Source organism: Bacteroides sp. K03 (assembly GCF_019734355.1).
Lineage (GTDB): Bacteria > Bacteroidota > Bacteroidia > Bacteroidales > Bacteroidaceae > Bacteroides > Bacteroides nordii.
Genome location: NZ_JAASHC010000002.1, coordinates 147,453 through 165,396, shown reverse-complemented (window position 1 = coordinate 165,396; position 17,944 = coordinate 147,453). Strand labels below are relative to the sequence as shown.

Annotated in this window: 13 protein-coding genes and 1 tRNA gene; 8 read left to right on the top strand and 6 right to left on the bottom strand. The window is 42.1% G+C overall.

What is annotated here, in order from left to right; all coding sequences use genetic code 11:
• Window positions 1-5 precede the first annotated feature (5 nt).
• Window positions 6-377 (top strand): DMT family protein, encoded by a 372-nt coding sequence (locus tag HCG69_RS01780; RefSeq protein WP_002562057.1) that lies wholly within the window; start codon window positions 6-8, stop codon window positions 375-377.
• Window positions 378-623: 246 nt separating this feature from the next.
• On the opposite strand, the gene HCG69_RS01775 is transcribed toward HCG69_RS01780, so the two are convergent.
• From HCG69_RS01775 to HCG69_RS01750, 6 genes are read right to left on the bottom strand one after another with little or no spacing between them, the layout of a single operon-like run.
• Complete coding sequence (locus HCG69_RS01775) at window positions 624-1,631, bottom strand: FAD:protein FMN transferase (protein WP_221648614.1); 1,008 nt, start codon at window positions 1,629-1,631, stop codon at window positions 624-626.
• A gap of 12 nt (window positions 1,632-1,643) precedes the next feature.
• Window positions 1,644-2,225, bottom strand: a complete 582-nt coding sequence (locus HCG69_RS01770; RefSeq protein ID WP_221648613.1) for a manganese efflux pump MntP family protein — start codon at window positions 2,223-2,225, stop codon at window positions 1,644-1,646.
• A 5-nt stretch (window positions 2,226-2,230) separates the two neighbouring features.
• Window positions 2,231-3,010, bottom strand: a complete 780-nt coding sequence (locus HCG69_RS01765; RefSeq protein WP_221648612.1) for a DUF6048 family protein — start codon at window positions 3,008-3,010, stop codon at window positions 2,231-2,233.
• Window positions 2,967-3,473 (bottom strand): DUF6452 family protein, encoded by a 507-nt coding sequence (locus HCG69_RS01760; protein WP_221648611.1) that lies wholly within the window; start codon window positions 3,471-3,473, stop codon window positions 2,967-2,969. The genes HCG69_RS01765 and HCG69_RS01760 overlap by 44 nt, the downstream gene beginning before the upstream one ends.
• 32 nt (window positions 3,474-3,505) lie before the next feature.
• Window positions 3,506-4,459, bottom strand: coding sequence for a glycosyltransferase family 2 protein (locus tag HCG69_RS01755; protein ID WP_002562033.1), 954 nt, complete (start codon window positions 4,457-4,459; stop codon window positions 3,506-3,508).
• A 27-nt stretch (window positions 4,460-4,486) separates the two neighbouring features.
• Window positions 4,487-5,014, bottom strand: a complete 528-nt coding sequence (locus HCG69_RS01750; RefSeq protein ID WP_221648610.1) for a DUF4199 domain-containing protein — start codon at window positions 5,012-5,014, stop codon at window positions 4,487-4,489.
• A gap of 316 nt (window positions 5,015-5,330) precedes the next feature.
• Here HCG69_RS01750 and HCG69_RS01745 point away from each other — a divergent pair.
• The 7 genes from HCG69_RS01745 to bglX all read left to right on the top strand — a co-directional run bounded on the left by HCG69_RS01745 (window position 5,331) and on the right by bglX (window position 17,935).
• Window positions 5,331-5,404: transfer RNA gene (locus HCG69_RS01745), tRNA-Thr, on the top strand.
• Between the two features lie 129 nt (window positions 5,405-5,533).
• Window positions 5,534-8,425 carry a triple tyrosine motif-containing protein gene (locus HCG69_RS01740; RefSeq protein ID WP_221648609.1) on the top strand — a complete coding sequence of 964 codons (2,892 nt, stop codon included), beginning with the start codon at window positions 5,534-5,536 and terminating at the stop codon, window positions 8,423-8,425.
• Between the two features lie 217 nt (window positions 8,426-8,642).
• Window positions 8,643-11,774, top strand: coding sequence for a TonB-dependent receptor (locus tag HCG69_RS01735; RefSeq protein WP_221648608.1), 3,132 nt, complete (start codon window positions 8,643-8,645; stop codon window positions 11,772-11,774).
• Between the two features lie 20 nt (window positions 11,775-11,794).
• Complete coding sequence (locus tag HCG69_RS01730) at window positions 11,795-13,471, top strand: RagB/SusD family nutrient uptake outer membrane protein (protein WP_221648607.1); 1,677 nt, start codon at window positions 11,795-11,797, stop codon at window positions 13,469-13,471.
• A gap of 3 nt (window positions 13,472-13,474) precedes the next feature.
• Window positions 13,475-14,317 carry a family 16 glycosylhydrolase gene (locus HCG69_RS01725; RefSeq protein ID WP_221648606.1) on the top strand — a complete coding sequence of 281 codons (843 nt, stop codon included), beginning with the start codon at window positions 13,475-13,477 and terminating at the stop codon, window positions 14,315-14,317.
• Between the two features lie 79 nt (window positions 14,318-14,396).
• Window positions 14,397-15,683 carry a hypothetical protein gene (locus tag HCG69_RS01720; protein WP_221648605.1) on the top strand — a complete coding sequence of 429 codons (1,287 nt, stop codon included), beginning with the start codon at window positions 14,397-14,399 and terminating at the stop codon, window positions 15,681-15,683.
• Window positions 15,684-15,685: 2 nt separating this feature from the next.
• Window positions 15,686-17,935, top strand: a complete 2,250-nt coding sequence (gene bglX / locus HCG69_RS01715; RefSeq protein WP_221648604.1) for a beta-glucosidase BglX — start codon at window positions 15,686-15,688, stop codon at window positions 17,933-17,935.
• Window positions 17,936-17,944 lie beyond the last annotated feature (9 nt).

The following is a 17,944-nucleotide window of genomic DNA, read 5'->3' as shown; positions in this document are numbered from 1 at the left end:
TAGATATGAAAGGATTATATACTGTGTTACTATTAATAGTATCCAATATATTTATGACATTTGCCTGGTATGGCCATTTGAAGATGAAACAGGAGTATTCCTGGTTTGCTACGCTTCCGCTTATTGGTGTTATTGCTTTTAGCTGGGCAATCGCTTTTTTTGAATATACTTTTCAAATTCCGGCCAATCGTTTGGGATTCAGTGGAAACGGAGGGCCTTTTAGTTTGATGCAATTGAAAATTATACAGGAAGTGATAACTTTGGTTATTTTTACCGTTTTTACTACAGTCTTGTTTAAAGGTGAGTCATTGCATTGGAATCATTTAGCAGCTTTTGTTTGTCTGATATTAGCAGTGTATTTTGTTTTTATGAAATAGCTCAGTTTAACATATGACTTTAACATTTTAAACCATTGCTGCAAGATTGTACATATTTGTAGTATAAGACTGTACACTTTAGTATAACAAGAGTGTACAACTTTATATACTAAGAATGTACACTCTTTCATCTCTTAAGGTAGGGTACTTTTATTGGCTTAAAATCAGTATGTTATATGTAGATAAATAACACTTCTTTATTCCGCAATCTATTTCCTGAAGTATCTGTAATTGCTTTTTTAATAACTATCTGCTTATATACTTCTTCATCCCTTCTGTGAAGAATGTTTTGAACTCTCCGTTCTCGCCGCTGTATATAAAACAAGCATCAATCTCCGGATTTGCATTGGCAAAAGCTTCTGCTTCTTTTAGTCCCATAACCATAAAAGCAGTGGCAAGAGCGTCGGCTGTCATACAATCTTTGGCAATGACGGTGGCAGATAAAATGTTATGCTGTACCGGATATCCTGTTCTCGGATCAATGGTGTGTGCATATTTCTTTCCATCTTTATAGTAGAAGTTGCGATAATTGCCCGATGTAGCAAGACCTACGTCTGTCAGTTCGAGAATCGTCTGTATTTCCTGATTGACGGACAGTGAATCATCTATGGGCTTATTAATGCCGATACGCCACAGGCCATTGCGTGAGTTTTTTCCTTTGGCAACTATTTCGCCGCCTATATCTATCATATAGTTTTGAATGCCTTTGCTATCGAGCAAATGGGCCACCACGTCTACGGAGTATCCCTTGGCTACTGCACTGCAACTGAGCATAATGCGAGGGTCTTCTTTTACTACCTTGCCATCAACCAGTTTTACTCTTCTGTAGTCAGTGATTTGCAGCAAGCTGTCCACCATCATGGAATCGGGAAATGCTCCTTGTTTGAAACCAAATCCCCAGGCATTTGCCAGTGGGGCTATGGTGATGTCGAAAGCACCACCGGTCTCTTTGGAGATTTCCATAGAACGGTTGAAGCAGGTTTGGAAAAAGCTATCCGTTATAATGTCTTCGTTCCGGTTCACGCGGGAAATCACTGATGTGTCATTGAATGGAGACAACGAAGCATCGAAACGCTTTAACTCAGCTTCTATTTCTGGCTTTAGATCACCCTCATATTGATAGGTAATATTATAAATTGTACCGAAGACCAAACCATTAATACTGTTGTAGGGTACGTTGTTTTTACGTACCAGTATCCAGATGGTAGCCAGCAGGAGTATTCCTAACCAGATAAAACTTTTCTTCGCTTTCATATCTGTTTTTATTTAGCTGAAAAATAAATGTTCAATTAATATTTTGATTCCGATAATTACCAGTATTACACCTCCCCATAACTCGGCACGTAGCTTTCGTGCAATGCCACAGCCGCATTTAATACCGAATAACAATCCTATTAATGACACTGCGAATGAAACGAATCCAACGATACCGATAGGAGGGAGGATCTCGGAGAAATCCCGGATGCCCAGAAAGGCAAAAGAAACACCTATGGCTAAAGCATCGATGCTTGTGGCTATTGCCATGGTTAACACAACTTTCAGGCTGGCAGGATTAAATTCTTTGCGGCATTCTTCATCTTTGAATGATTCTAGAATCATGCGTCCACCTAAAAATGAAAGGATTGCAAAAGCAATCCAATGGTCTACACTCTCAATGAGGTGGCTGAATGCACTGGCGCCTATCCAGCCCAGAAATGGCATTAATGCCTGGAAGAATCCGAAGAAAAAAGCCATGACCAGCATGGGACGCCATTGAATCCGTTTTAAAATAATACCGCTTGCAATAGAAACAGCGAAACAGTCCATCGCCAAACCAATTGCAAGCAGCCAAATCTCTAATCCTGTCATTGTGTTTAATAAGGTAGTTTATATATCAGAGTGTATGTCACTCCCATGTTGTTGGAACCATATTTCCCGAATCCGGGCACCATCCACGGGTTACCATATTCGCTAACCGAGGCGGAGAGTTTATACTTCATTCGTAACGCCCAGCCCATATAGAAATTCTTGTATATCTGTACTTTTACGCCTGCCACAAATTCCATCCACTGCATAGTCGCTTTTTGTCCGGGGTGATCATAGGGAATACTACCTCCCCAGATGATATCTCCGAGACTAGGATTCTCATATTCACCGCCAAATGCCGGATCTTTCATCGGCATGCTGTTGATATCATATTTCATATGACTGAACCCGTAACGAAGGCCGACATACAAAAAACTATTCTTCTCCTTTTTCTTGGACATCGTGTTATAATCTACTCCGATGCGGAAGAAAGGGGCTGAACTTTTATAGTGAATACCGGTATCGTTCCATGAATCAGTGGTGCTGAAACCAATTTCAGCAGTAGGGAGAAACATGTTTTTCAGATTCACTACTATATCCACTTCAGAACTCAGAAAATCATTTCCGAAAAGTTTGCTACCCAGACCGTATAAGTCTACGCCAATATACGTGCCGTTGTAAAGGGGAACTTCTTCTTTGGGTTCCTCTTTCACATTCTTTTTCTGATCTCTTTTGGGAGTGGGATTGACGTAGGGCCGTTGTTGGCTCTGCGCCGAAATCTCCAATGAAAAGAGTAGAAACAGACTAATCGCGATTGCGGTAGAGTAACTTAAGATTTTCTGTCCCATCAGTATTGGCTTGTTTATTAGGTATTTGGATCGTATCTAATTCTAAACGGCTGTATTTTAATCCGACGATACTTTGTTTCATGCTATATCCACACTCCATTGACTCAAAGTAGGGCACATTATGTTGTTTGATATAGATGGTATCACACAATGTCCGATCTTCTCTATACGCATAGTAGAAAATGAATATGGTGGAATCTGAGGCATATCGCAGCGGCAGCGTTAGAGTATGTACCTTTTTTTGATTGTTGATAATGATAGAATCTGTACCGAGTGCGGTTACCGTCAGAGAGTCGAGTGTATCGTTTACGATCTCATCTTTAATATTTTTGGTATAGAGCGTACAATTGATCATAGCACGTCCGGCAATAGAGCAATCACTGTCTTCAGAGCATGAGGTGTGTAGTCCGATACCAACACTTGCAATGAGGAGGACCAGGAACAGTCGGATTAAATTCTTCATATATATACTCTTTTATATGGTTTGGGTCATTCTCAAATCATTTTTTCTACCTGATAGTTATTACGTTCCGGAGCATTGCGGGAGATCAGCTCACCCAGAAATCCTGCCAGGAATAACTGTGTACCTATAATCATAGCCGTAAGGGATAGATAGAAATACGGAGAGTCCGTTACCAATCTATAGGCCATTCCGTTATGCATGTGATACAGTTTGGTAGCTCCTACTATTACAACGGATATAAATCCGAAGATAAACATTAACGAGCCCAGCAATCCGAAGAAATGCATTGGTTTTACTCCGAAAGTAGAAAGAAACCAGAGAGAAATCAAATCCAGGTATCCGTTAAAGAAACGATTCAGACCGCCAAACTTCGTTTTACCGAATTTACGTGCCTGGTGTTGTACCACCTTCTCGCCGATTTTCTTAAATCCGGCATTCTTAGCCAGATAAGGGATATAACGGTGCATTTCGCCGTATACTTCGATATTCTTCACTACAGCCTGGCGATAGGCTTTCAATCCACAGTTGAAATCGTGTAAGTTTTTGATGCCCGATACTTTACGTGCTGTAGCATTGAATAATTTAGTAGGGAGTGTTTTGGAAAGCGGATCATATCTCTTTTGCTTCCATCCCGAAACAAGATCATACCCCTCTTCCGTAATCATACGGTAGAGTTCCGGTATTTCGTCCGGACTGTCTTGCAAATCTGCATCCATAGTAATGACCACATCGCCTTCTGCCTGTTTGAATCCACAGTATAAAGCCGGTGATTTACCGTAATTGCGACGGAATTTAATTCCTTTTACAATCGGTGACTGAGCTTTGAGTTGCTCTATAATTTCCCATGAACGATCTGTACTGCCATCATTGACAAAAATAACTTCGTATGAGAAGCCGTTGGCTTTCATTACCCGTTCAATCCAGGCAAACAGTTCGGGAAGTGATTCTTCTTCGTTGAACAAAGGGATGACTACAGATATATCCATTTTTATTATGAATTTATGATTTATGAATTATTCTCTGTTTCGTTTCATTACAAACAATGCTGTAGGAATAGCAAGTAAGCTACCGGCAAAGACATTCCATGATAAAAGTTGCATCGTGATGTCAATAGAAGATAAAGACTGAGCATTGGTCATTGCGGTTTTGAATACTTCTTTCTCTGTCTCCATTCCGGGGAGGGTAACTAACATCTGTTCCATATCATTCATGCATTGCGTGATGATAAATCCATGATCGATAAACTGGAAATAGATATAATGTGCTACTGCAACCAGTAGTGAAGCAAACATGTACATAAATAAAGTGAAAAGACATGCATGGGCAAAGCTGATTGCACCACCGCATATTTTGTTCCGATACATCTTAACATAGTGATATCCTATGAAAGGCACACCGATAGTAAGGCCCATAAACAGGAGTGAAAGAAACGGAATTGTAAAACCCAATGGGAATAAAATGAATTTCAATATCCAATATGCTCCCATGTATGTGCCAAAATGCATGGCATATTTCTGTAAGTAATTTCTGTTTTCTGTCATTTTTTAAATTAAAATAGCGCACAAAGGTACAAATAATATTGGTTGATAGGGGAGATCAGGCTGTTAAAGTTAATAAAGCCTTGAAAGTTGGGAACGATAAACTTTTTTTTGTTTGATAACTGTCTGAAAAGTAGCTGTTTGTTCCTTTTTGATAGAAAAAATGCGCGTTAGCTATTGCAAGTTAAAGAAAAAGATGTACCTTTGCAACCGCAAAACGGGTAAGTCCTATACGGCCAGCTCCCTTCGAATCCTCCAGGGCTTGATCGCAGCAAAGGTAGTTGGTTGTAGCGGCGCGATATAGTAAGCTTACCCACCCGCCTCTTTAGCTCAGTTGGCCAGAGCACGTGATTTGTAATCTCGGGGTCGTTGGTTCGAATCCGACAAGAGGCTCAAAATGAATGAAAGCATCTCGGTATCTGCCGGGGTGCTTTTCTTTTTTTAACTTTTCTCTTTCTTTTTCTTGGGAACTTCACCGGAATATAGTAAGTTTGTACTACTAATAGCAAAGAGAACCATACTATGACGCATATGAAAAAACGATTGTTACCTCTGATTGTTTCGTTTCTCCTGGTATCAGTATGTGCTTCGGCCTCCGATTGGAATAATTTCATTATCAACTACAATAAAACCCTTTATGGTAAAGGTTCTCAGACCTGGCAAATAGGTTCTTACAGTGGTAATTGGATCTATTTTGCCAATAAAAACGGTATGCTGCAATTTGATGGTAACTCCTGGAATATCTTTCCTTTGAAAAATGGTTCGGATGTTCGTTCCGTTCTGCCTTCCGTATCACAGAAAAGGGTCTATGCAGGCGGAATTAATGAATTCGGTTATTTTGAACCGGGAGATGATGGCAGGTTGGTTTACACTTGTATGTCTGATTCATTGGATGCGACTTCACGGGCTATCGGCAATGTCTGGGGAATACATGAAAACGATAACATCCTCTACTTACAGGGAGACGGGAGGGTATTGAAATACCTCAATGGACAGTATACTACTATTGAAATGAATTGTAAGATAGATTGCTCCGATATGGTGAACGGAGTTTTATATATAGGTACTGATCATGGGGTGTGGGTATTGGTAGGGAATACTTTCTTTCCATTGCAGGGAGCGGAGGCATTGAAGTCCAAAAGAATCCGGAGCATTATTCCTTATAAAGACGGAGTGCTTGTTGTGACGGCTTATGATGGTTTGTTTTACTGTGACGGGCGTACTACGGTTCCGTTTCTGACGGGTGTAGAGAGTTTCATGCGGCAGAATGAAGTGTTTTGTGCTGCCGTTTCGGGTGGTAAGATTGCATTGGGGACTATACATAAAGGGATTTTGTTGATAGATACTCAGACAAAACGGGTAAAGTTCTTTAATGAATACAATAGCTTACAGAACAATACGGTACTTTCTGTTGCTTTTGACCATTGGGGGAATCTGTGGGCGGGGTTGGATAGTGGCATTGATTATGTTTGTTTGAATTCATCGCTGACTAATCTTTATTCTTATCCCTACTCTTACGGAACCGGTTATGCGGCTTTATTGTCGGAAGATCGTCTCTATTTGGGGACAAACCGTGGATTGTACTATACTCATTATCCGGTACAGTTAACTGATAATCTGCCTGATATACATCCTGTGGCTCAATCCAGCGGACAGGTTTGGAACTTATGCCGTATAGATGATGATATTTTTTGTTTGCACGACCGGGGTGTCTTTCTGGTGGAAGGAAACAGTATGAAAAAAATAGCAGATGTGGCCGGTGCCTGGGGATGTCAACCGGTGATGGGAAAAAAGAATCTGATATACGTTGGCGTTTATGATGGCCTTTACCTGATGGAAAAAAAAGACGCCGTATGGAGGGTTGTTTGTAAAGTAGAAGGGTTGTTCGACTCTTGCCGTTTTCTTGAACAACAGTCTGCTTCTGTGTTGTGGATATGTCTTTCCGGCGAGGTTAAACGGGTAAAACTCAGTGATGATCTGTCTCGGGTGGTAGAAATTAAATCGTATAATACGAATAACAGGTTTCCTTCTGACAAAGATATATTTGTAAGTAAGGTGGATGGCCGGATTTGTTTTGCTACTCCGAAGGGGGTATACCGGTATAATGAATCGGCCGATTGTATGGAACCTTTTCAGGAAATGAACCTGCTTCTTAATGGGGTGAATCAATATTCGCGTCTGGTGCAGTACAATAATCATCTGATCAGCCTTAGTCAGCAGGAAATTTGTATTGCCAGTCTGAGAAACTATAAGAAAGGGGCTGAAACCTGTATTGTCCCTATTGAGCTCCCTTCGGTTGAATTGGTACAAGGTGCCGAAGTAATCGTCCCTGTTTCTGATTCGTTAATGATTATTCCGGATTATGATGGTTTTGCTCTGTTTAAGATCCCTTCTCATAACCAGCAAAAAGACTATAGTGACTTGATGCATATTCGCAATGTGTACCTCTCTTATCCTAAGGATTCTCTGATTTATACTGATAATTTCCTGTCAGTGAAAGGTACGCCGGAAATTGCTTATAATCAGAATGCCATCCGGTTTGAATATGGAATATCTTCATTGACACACGGAGAGGAGCTTAGCTATCAATATAGGTTGAATGACCGCAAGTGGTCTGAATATACTAATGTACAGACCAAGGAGTATAGCAATCTTCCGGAAGGAGATTATACCTTTGAAATAAAGGCGGTGTTCCGAAATGGTACTACGGCTACTGATTCTTTCTCTTTTCGAATTCTTCCTCCCTGGTATCGTACGGGAATAGCCTATTTATGTTATTTCATGCTCTTTTTGTTGCTGATGTGGTATGTATATAAGTGGGATGATCTCCGCGTGAAACGTAAAAAGCAACAGGCTGTGGTAGAAAAAGATAAAGAACTACAGGAACTGGAAAAAGAATACGAAGAGGAAAGTGCGCGCAAGGAGCGTCAGATAGTGGAACTCGAAAAAGAGAAGCTGGAGTATGAGTTAAAACATAAAAGCCAGGAAATGGCCAATCTGATGATCAATTTTGTACGTAAGAATGAGATGCTGACCGAGATAAAATCGGACTTGTTTAAAGTTGTTACAGCTTTAAAGGGGGAGGGATCAAAAGAATACAAAAAGATGCTGCTTTTAGTTAGTAATAAGATCGATTCGAATATTCAGAGCGATGAAGTATTGAAGAGGATCGAGGAACAGTTTGACCTGGTGCATAATAATTTTATGAAAAGGTTGGGTGAAAAACATCCCGATTTATCATTCAATGAACGTATGATGTGTGCCTATCTTAAAATGAACCTCTCTTCAAAAGAAATAGCCCCTTTGCTGGGTATTTCTGTCCGGGGAGTAGAAACAATACGTTATCGTCTTCGAAAGAAATTTGAGCTGGATAGAGAAGAAGGTTTGATTGATTATCTGAGCCAGAAGATTTAACTCCTGTTTGGTAAAGAGTGATGACCCGAATGGAAGAAAGCAGGGTTATCACTCTTTTTGTGTTCTGTAACATACTTGACGAAATGTATGTGCGTATTGCTATCTTGTTGAAATATAATGTATTATATTTGGTTGACGTATTCATAACGTATTCAGTTTCTTCTATTGACGTATTTTAGACGTCTGCCTTTTTAACTTCTTAATCTGTTTATTCTCTATGTTTGCATTGTCCAAAACGGACAACGAGTTAATCTTAATTATACAAAGACTTATGAAAAAGTTATTATCAGTTTTAATTCTGTTAGGAGCTTACCTTACTGTATTTTCTCAGAACATACAGGTCACGGGTACAGTTATAGGCGGGTCGGATAGGGAGCCTTTGCCTGGAGTGAATGTAGTGGTGAAAGATGCTACTGCCAATGGTACAATAACCGATTTAGACGGTAAATTTATTCTCACTGTACCTTCTAATTCAATTCTTTCTGTTTCTTATATCGGCTATAAATCACAGGATATTCCGGTGAAAGGGAATAAGATACTTCACGTGGTGCTGGAAGAGGATGCAGCAGCATTGGAGGAAGTAGTGGTTGTGGGATATGGGGTTCAAAAGAAAGCCAATCTGACGGGTGCCGTTACTTCTATAAAGAGCGATGAGCTATTGAAGGCAAAGTCTGCCAACTCTACCAATGCTCTGGTAGGACAGATGCCGGGACTTATATCCAAGCAGGCTACCGGTGAACCGGGAGCAGATGATGCCTCATTGTATGTACGTGGTATTGCTACTTTTCAGGGAGAGACTTCTCCTGCTTTTATTATCGATGGTATGGAACGTTCTTCTGCCGACTTTGCACGTATGGATCCCAATGACATTGAATCTATCAATGTGTTGAAGGATGCTGCTTCTGCTGCCATCTTCGGTATGCGTGGTGCCAATGGTGTAGTGGTAATCACTACTAAACGCGGAACACAGGATAAGACAAGTATTAAATATTCCGGAAATGTATCTATACAGTCACCAACCAAACTGCCGGAGTTTGCCAACTCTTATGACTATGCCCGTTTATATAATACCTATACGGGAAAGGAGATCTATAATGGTGACGAACTGGCGAAGTTCAGAGATGGTACCGACCCGGAAAAGTATCCGAATACAGACTGGTATAAAGAGATGTTGTCTCAACGTGCTATTCAGCACCAGCACAATTTATCCGTATCCGGAGGTACGGAGAAAGTACGCTATTATGTAAGTGCCGGTTTCCTTAGCCAGGGCGGACTTTGGGAAGATCTGGATTATAAGCGTTACAATTTGCGTAGCAATATTGATGCTACTATTACAAATACGACCCGTTTGGGAGTTGATATTTCCGGTCGTGTAGAGAACACCTTGAATGTAGGTGCAAGCCAGGGTATTTTCCAGCAATTGGTGCGTAACACTCCTGTGCTGTTGTGTCGCTATCCTGATGGTACATTTGCTGTGCCCGATGCAACTCATCCCAATATTGTGGCTTCCAATCAGCCGGGTGGAAGTTATAGCAAAGGAAATACATTTGTAGTAGATGCACGTGTAGAACTGGACCAGAAACTCGATTTCATAACTTCCGGTCTGTCTGTAAAAGGAACTGCTTCTTTCAGCAAGAATGTATATAAAAACAAATCATGGAATGTATCTCCTTATGTTTACTCTAAGGATGCAGATGGAGCCTATGTTTTGAAACCACGTTCAAGTGCCAGCTTGGGATTGACGCAAAACGGTGATGAATACCAGGAATACCAATTGCAGTTGAACTACAACCGTTCTTTCGGCAATCACAATATCACTGCAATGGCTATGGCTTTGGCAAGAAAGGGGTTCATTGAAAGATCGGAAATGAATCGTATCTCTTTTGATTCGGAAATTCTGGATCAGATGAATGCCGGAAATACAGCCAATCAGTCATTGAATGCCTACGACAGTAAAACAGCCCGTGCCAGCTATATGGGGCGTATCAACTACAATTATGCCCAAAAGTATTTGGTAGAGTTTAACCTGCGTCGTGATGCATCCGAAAACTTTGCTCCCAACAAAAGATGGGGTACGTTTGCTTCTGCTTCTTTGGGATGGGTGCTTTCGGAAGAGAAATTCTTTCAGAATCTGAAGAATACGGTTAATTTCCTGAAGGTAAGAGCTTCTTACGGTACGCTGGGTAATGATAATACAGGAGGTGTAACTTTCCCGTTTTACAGCCGTTTTGATCTGTATTCCGGTAACAATGCAAGTAATGGGTTTACCAATAATTTAGGAGACTATATTTTCGGAACACTGCTTACCAAAGGAATGCTGCCCGGACCTATTGCCAACGCACTGGCTACCTGGGAAAAGTCGACCAAGACGAATGTGGCGGTAGATGCTACTTTGTTTAACCGTCTTAATCTGACAGTTGATTTCTTTATGGAAAAACGAACAGATATTCTTGCCCAGCGTGGTGCCGAAGTGCCTTCTTCATTCGGTGGAATATTACCGCTTGAGAATTTAGGAGAGGTGAAAAACAAAGGAGTCGATTTATCACTTAATTATCATCAGAGAATACAGCAGGTCGATTTCTCATTGGGCGGTAACTTTACCTTTGCCCGGAATGAGATTGTAGAAATGGCAGAAGCAGCCGGAACATCCAAGTATATGCGTAAAACGGGCAGACCCATCAATGGTTACTATGGGTATAAAACAGATGGTATCTTTAAGTCTCAGGAAGAAATAGATGCTTATCCAAAGCAGGAAGTGGCAGGTACAGGGTATGTGACTAAGCCGGGAGATATTAAATATGTGGATGTTGACGGCAATGGCGTGGTAGATTCTAACGATATGACTTATTTGGGAAATGGAAATATTCCTGAGATAATCTATGGTATAAATGGTTCGTTGAACTGGAAGAATCTTGATTTCAGTTTCTTATTCCAGGGAGCTGCCCGTACACAGGTTTATCTGAAGGGTGGTGTGATACAACCTTATTTCAATCAAGGTAATCTTCCGCAGCTTTGGGTAAACGAGAGTTGGACCGAACAGAATGTAAATGCGAAATATCCTCGTTTGGCAGAATCTACTCATAACTTCCCGACTACGGATATCAGCGCTGTTCAGACCTACCTCTATGATGCTTCTTATCTTCGTTTGAAGAATATTGAAATAGGATATACGCTTCCTTCCAGATGGTTGCGGTCTGCGGCAATAACCGGATTGCGTGTCTATGTGAATGCGCAGAACCTGTTTACCATTTCCGATGTTCCGCAAATTGACCCGGAAAACACTCAACAGGAAGGATGGACATATCCGCAAATGAAGGCGTTTAACGTAGGACTTACTCTTCAGTTTTAACTTTAAAGAATGATACGATTATGAAAAAGAATAGAAATTTATTAATAACGATATTGGTGGTTCTTGCGTCCGGATGTTCGGATATGCTGGATATAAAACCTACTACTTTTATCTCTGATGAAGCTATCTGGGAAGACAAGAATCTGATTAATCAGTTTGTAGCAAATACATACGGTTCTATGTTGTGCGGGTTCAACAGGTGTACGGCTGGTTACGAGCAGGACTGGTCCATGTCGTGGGCTGGGAATCTGGATGCTGCTACTGACGACTTTGCCAGTGTTAGCGATGGTCCTATCTATACGCAACTTAATAAAGATGCAATCACTGCCCAGAGTTGTCCTTTTGTAGAGGAGATCTGGAATCAGGAGTATAAGGTGATACGCAAGTGTAATATCATCATCGAGCGTGCTCCCGGTGTTGATGAACGAATCTTATCGGCTGCCGAGAAAAAGAGAGTAGAAGCAGAAGCTCGTTTTCTGAGAGCTTTCTGTCACTTTGAATTGGCACGTACTTTTGGTAAAGCACCTTTGATTGTGAAAGCACAAAGCCTTACGGATGAGTTGCAAGTGGCTCCCTCTTCGTTTGCCGATATTGTGAAGTTTGTGAAAGAGGAGTGTGATTTGTATGCTGATAATTTACCTCTCAGTTATTCGGATGATGAGGCCGGACATGCAACAAAAGGTGCTTTTCTGGCACTTAAATCGCGTGCTTTGTTGTATCTGGCAAGCCCTCTGAATAGTGCCGATGACTCCCGGAAGTGGGCCGATGCAGCTCAGGCAGCTCAGGATGTGATGGATCTGGATATATACAAACTGTATAAACTGACGGATACTCCTTATCGTTCTATGGCATTTGATAAAACAGCTGCCAATAAGGAGACTATTTTTGAACGTCGTTTCACGTTCCCCGAAGCTCCTCATAATATTCATATGATGTGGAGTCTGGACGCTGTGGATGCCGGCTCATGGAACGGATTGTATCCTACCCAAAATCTGGTAGATGCTTATGAAACAGTGAATGGAAAGTTAACAACAGACCCAACCAATACAATGTATAATACACAGGATCCGTATACAAACCGGGATGCACGTTTCTATCAGAGCATTATCTATAATGGTTCCATCTGGGAAACTCACCGGATGTCTATGGTGACCAATACGGTTGATCCTTCCAAGAACGGTTCATGCAAGCCTCAATTGGGTAAGGCGCGTTGCGGCTATGGTCCTAAGAAGTTTATAGAAGAACTTGATCCTTCTACCAACCTGTACGGAGGATATGCTCAAAGTAATAATTGGCCATATATACGCTATGCAGAGGTTTTGCTGAATTATGCCGAAGCAAAGAATGAAGAGTTGGCTGCCCCCGATCCAAGTGTCTATCTGGCAATCAATGAAGTTCGTTCCCGTTCCGGACAACCGGATTTGCCTTCGGGATTGTCGAAAATAGAGATGCGTGAAAGAATTAAGAATGAGCGCAGAATTGAACTCCTTTTAGAGGAGCACCGCTTCTATGATCTGCGTCGTTGGAAAGATGGCGACGTACTGGCCGAACCGATTATGGGTATGAATATATATGATGACAATGTCACATTGCGATATGAAGTGTCTAAGGTGGAAGACCGCATTTTCAATGGTACACACTATTACTTGCCCATTCCGCTTAAAGAACAGGAAAAGAACCCGTTATTGAAAGATTAATATATGAATGTGAAATTATTGGTATTGCTGACTATAGTAGTGGCTGCCGGTACAGCTTGTACCGAACGTCCGGTTGCGAAGTCTGTAGTGGATAGTGCATTTGTACCCAAAGAGTATAAATTGATTTGGAATGACGAGTTCGATTCTGCAGATCGTTCTTTGCCGGATACTTTAAAGTGGAAATACGAAGTTGGTGGTGGAGGTTGGGGGAATGCCGAACTGCAATATTACGTTCCTGCTGTTTATGAAACGGATACGGTGGCTTACCTGGATGGAGGTATATTGCATATTAAAGCGTTAATACCTGATAAACCGGTTGAGGGATACAATTATTTATCTGCACGGATGAATACTGCTCAAAGCTGGAAGTATGGTTATTTTGAAGCCCGGATGAAGTTGCCGGAAGGAGTTGGTACCTGGCCTGCTTTCTGGATGTTGCCCGAAGATTTTAAGAATTGGCCGCTGGATGGTGAGATAGATATAATGGAACATGTGGGGAGTCATCCCGATTCTATTCATATATCTGCTCATACAGAGCGATACAATCACAGTATCGGTACGCAGCAAACTTCCATTACGGTTATTGACAGGGCACAAGATGATTTTCACGTATATGGACTGGAGTGGACACCACAGGAGATCAAAGGTTATATTGACGGTGTACTTCGTTTCCGGTTTCAGAATGACGGAACCGGAAATAAAGAGACCTGGCCATTTGATGTTCCGTTTTACGTGAAACTGAACCAGGCTGTCGGTGGAGGAATGGGAGGAACAAAAGGAGTAGATAATACTTGCTATCCGGCAATATTCCAAATTGATTACGTTCGTGTTTATCAAAAGAATTAATATATTTAGGGGCATTTGAAGGCTTACACTGGTAAAGCCAAAAGATGTCCCTAATTCTCAATGTAATAGGTAGATAATAATGAAAAAACTTTTAATTTGTGGTTGTGTTTTAGGGAGTTTTCTGCTGGGTGCTTGTTCTGCTCCGTCCGGAATTGAGATAAAGAAATCCGGAGAAGGGTTTAAACTCTATATTAACGGAGTGGATACATCTATTAAAGGTGTAGGCGGAACCTATCGACTGGACGTTGCTAACCAGAATGGAGCCAATGCTTTCAGAACCTGGGGTGGAGATGTAGAAACAGTTAGAAAAGATCTGGCTTTAGCTGCGGAAAATAAGATGTATGTAATGCAGGGGATAGCAATGACGAAAGATTCGGCACTCTATTATGATGATGCGTACAAAGATAAACTGCGTCAGGAAGTGCGCCTCCTGGCAGAGACTTTCAAAAATGACACTTGTCTGTTGGCCTGGGGAATTGGAAATGAAATCGATCTGGGTAATGCTAATGTAGGTGCTGCGTGGAGTTTTGTGGAAGAGTTAGCGCTGATCATTAAATCAGTTGATAAACGCCATCTGGTATCTACGGTTATTGCACACAATCCGGCTGCTCTTGACTCTATTGCTAAATTTGCCCCTACGCTTGATTATGTAGGTATCAATACGTATGGTCCGATTGGTGAAATAAAGGAGATGGTAGACCAATCTGCTTATAAAGGTCCTTTTATGGTGACGGAATGGGGGCCAACCGGATGGTGGGAAACTGCTTCTACAGACTGGAAGGCACCTATCGAGCAAACAAGCGAAGAAAAAAGACAGGTGTACGAAGAACGTTATACCCGCTATATTCTTGCAAATGAGCGTTGTCTGGGTTCTTTTGTTTTTCTATGGGGGCAGAAGGAAGAACGTACTCCCACCTGGTTCAGTATGTTTGTAGAAGACAATGTAGAGGGATTGCCGCTGCGTGGCGAAAAGACTCCTATGGTAGAGGCTATGCAGAGGGTCTGGACCGGAAAAGAACTGACGGAAACGGCTCCTGTGGTTGAGGCTATGACTATAAACGGAATGCATGCCATCAACAGTGTTCGCGTCAAAGCCGGAACTGCGTTCAAAGCTCATGTAGCCGTCGCAGATAAAGAAAACGATCAGTTGACTTATGTATGGGAAATATTGAAAGAAGCCACCGAACTTGGCTTCGGTGGTTCTTTTGAACCGCGTCCGGAAAGAGTGGGAGAGGTGAATACTTCGGATACCGCAACTTATGAAACGATTGTTGAAACTCCTGGTGAATATAGATTGTATGTATATGTGCTGGATAATACGGGATTCGTATCTACAGTGAATGTTCCATTTCAAGTATATAAATAAGTATGAAAACAACTAAATTTCTCTCTGCCTGTCTCTTATTACTTCCTTTTATGTCGTGTACACAGGTATCCGACACCAAAGACAAAGCTGTTGAGAACAAGGTAGAAAAACTGCTTTCTAAGATGACGTTGGAGGAGAAGATCGGTCAGATGAACCAGATCAGCTCTTTCGGCAACATTGAAGAAATGAGTGTGTTGATTAAAAAAGGTGAGATAGGCTCTATTTTGAATGAGATAGATCCGGTCCGTGTCAATGCTTTGCAGCGCGTGGCGGTGGAAGAATCCCGCCTGGGAATTCCGCTGTTGATAGCCCGTGATGTTATTCATGGGTTTAAGACTATTTTTCCTATCCCTTTGGGGCAGGCTGCCACTTTTGATCCTTCTGTGGCAGAAGAAGGTGCGCGTGTGGCAGCTGTTGAGGCATCCTCTGTGGGGATTCGCTGGACGTTTGCCCCGATGATTGACATTGCCCGTGATCCGCGCTGGGGACGCATTGCCGAGGGTTGTGGAGAAGATACTTATCTGACTTCTGTTATGGGTGCTGCTATGGTTAAGGGATTTCAGGGTGATTCATTGAGCAGCCCTTCCTCCATTGCTGCTTGTCCGAAACATTTTGTGGGATACGGTGCTGCCGAAGGCGGACTTGATTATAACTCTACGTTTATTCCCGAACGTCGTTTACGTAATGTATATCTGCCTCCGTTTGAAGCTGCTGCCAATGCCGGTGCTGCCACTTTCATGACTTCGTTCAATGATAATGACGGGATTCCGGCTACCGGGAATGGCTTTATTCTGAAAGATGTACTTCGTAAAGAATGGGGATTTGACGGTATTGTAGTGACGGACTGGGCTTCTGCTAAGGAGATGATCCCTCACGGTTTTGCTGCCGATGACAAAGAAGCTGCCCTAAAAGCGGTGAATGCAGGTGTGGATATGGAAATGGTCAGTTACACATTTGTTAATAAATTGCCCGAACTGGTCAAAGAAGGTAAGGTGAAAGAAGAAACCATAAATGAAGCCGTCCGTAATATTTTGCGTATCAAGTATCGTCTTGGATTATTTGACCATCCGTATGTAGACGAAAAACAGCCTTCTGTGATGTATGCCGATGCTCATTTGGCGGCTGCCAAACGTGCTGCTGTGGAGTCGGCCATTCTGTTGAAGAACGACAAACGGGTACTTCCTTTGAAAGAAACAGTACGTACTGTGGCTGTTGTGGGACCTTTGGCTGATGCTCCTTACGAGCAGATGGGAACTTGGGTTTTTGACGGAGATAAGGCACATACGAAAACGCCGTTGGCTGCTATCAAAGAGATGTATGGCGATAAAGTACAGGTGATTTTTGAACCGGGACTGGCTTACAGCCGGGATAACAAGACATCTGGTATTAGTAAGGCTGTTGCAGCGGCTGTCCGTGCTGATGTAGTTCTGGCATTTGTAGGAGAGGAGTCTATCCTTTCCGGTGAAGCGCACTGTCTGGCCGATTTGAATCTGCAAGGTGCTCAGTCCGAATTGATTGCTGCTTTAGCTAAAACCGGGAAACCGGTAGTGACAGTAGTAATGGCAGGCCGTCCGTTGACGATTGGCAAAGAGGCGGATCTCTCTGCAGCAGTACTTTATTCGTTTCATCCGGGTACAATGGGAGGCCCTGCGATTGCTGATCTTTTGTTCGGCAAAGAAGTGCCGAGTGGCAAAACTCCCGTTACTTTCCCGAAGATGGTGGGACAGATTCCGGCCTATTATTCACATAACAATTCCGGCCGGCCGGCTACGCGCAACGAAACCCTGTTGAAAGATATTCCGGTAGAAGCCGGACAGACTTCATTAGGGTGTACCTCTTTCTATATGGATGCCGGTTTTGATCCGCTCTATCCGTTTGGATATGGACTGTCTTATACTACATTTAAGTATGGTGATGTGAAACTTTCTGCTGATGAACTGAAAAAGAATGATGTACTGACTGTTACCTTCGATCTGGAAAATACGGGTGATTACGAAGGTACGGAGGTAGCTCAGCTGTATGTACGGGATAAGGTGGGTTCTGTAACCCGTCCGGTGAAGGAGTTGAAGCGCTTTACCCGCGTCACTTTAAAGCCGGGTGAAAAGAAGACGGTGACATTTGAACTGCCGGTGAGCGAGTTGGCTTTCTATAATATAAATATGGAAAAAGTGGTTGAACCCGGAGATTTCGGACTTTGGGTAGCAACGGATAGCCAAAGTGGAAATGAAGTTTCATTTAAGGTAGCCGATTGATTATTCAAT

What these genes read in the sequence shown, in the direction of transcription:
- HCG69_RS01780 (WP_002562057.1), top strand. Translation starts at nt 6, where the DNA reads ATGAAAGGATTATATACTGTGTTACTATTAATAGTATCCAATATATTT.
- HCG69_RS01775 (WP_221648614.1), bottom strand. Translation starts at nt 1,631, where the DNA reads ATGAAAGCGAAGAAAAGTTTTATCTGGTTAGGAATACTCCTGCTGGCT.
- HCG69_RS01770 (WP_221648613.1), bottom strand. Translation starts at nt 2,225, where the DNA reads ATGACAGGATTAGAGATTTGGCTGCTTGCAATTGGTTTGGCGATGGAC.
- HCG69_RS01765 (WP_221648612.1), bottom strand. Translation starts at nt 3,010, where the DNA reads ATGGGACAGAAAATCTTAAGTTACTCTACCGCAATCGCGATTAGTCTG.
- HCG69_RS01760 (WP_221648611.1), bottom strand. Translation starts at nt 3,473, where the DNA reads ATGAAGAATTTAATCCGACTGTTCCTGGTCCTCCTCATTGCAAGTGTT.
- HCG69_RS01755 (WP_002562033.1), bottom strand. Translation starts at nt 4,459, where the DNA reads ATGGATATATCTGTAGTCATCCCTTTGTTCAACGAAGAAGAATCACTT.
- HCG69_RS01750 (WP_221648610.1), bottom strand. Translation starts at nt 5,014, where the DNA reads ATGACAGAAAACAGAAATTACTTACAGAAATATGCCATGCATTTTGGC.
- HCG69_RS01740 (WP_221648609.1), top strand. Translation starts at nt 5,534, where the DNA reads ATGACGCATATGAAAAAACGATTGTTACCTCTGATTGTTTCGTTTCTC.
- HCG69_RS01735 (WP_221648608.1), top strand. Translation starts at nt 8,643, where the DNA reads ATGTTTGCATTGTCCAAAACGGACAACGAGTTAATCTTAATTATACAA.
- HCG69_RS01730 (WP_221648607.1), top strand. Translation starts at nt 11,795, where the DNA reads ATGAAAAAGAATAGAAATTTATTAATAACGATATTGGTGGTTCTTGCG.
- HCG69_RS01725 (WP_221648606.1), top strand. Translation starts at nt 13,475, where the DNA reads ATGAATGTGAAATTATTGGTATTGCTGACTATAGTAGTGGCTGCCGGT.
- HCG69_RS01720 (WP_221648605.1), top strand. Translation starts at nt 14,397, where the DNA reads ATGAAAAAACTTTTAATTTGTGGTTGTGTTTTAGGGAGTTTTCTGCTG.
- bglX (WP_221648604.1), top strand. Translation starts at nt 15,686, where the DNA reads ATGAAAACAACTAAATTTCTCTCTGCCTGTCTCTTATTACTTCCTTTT.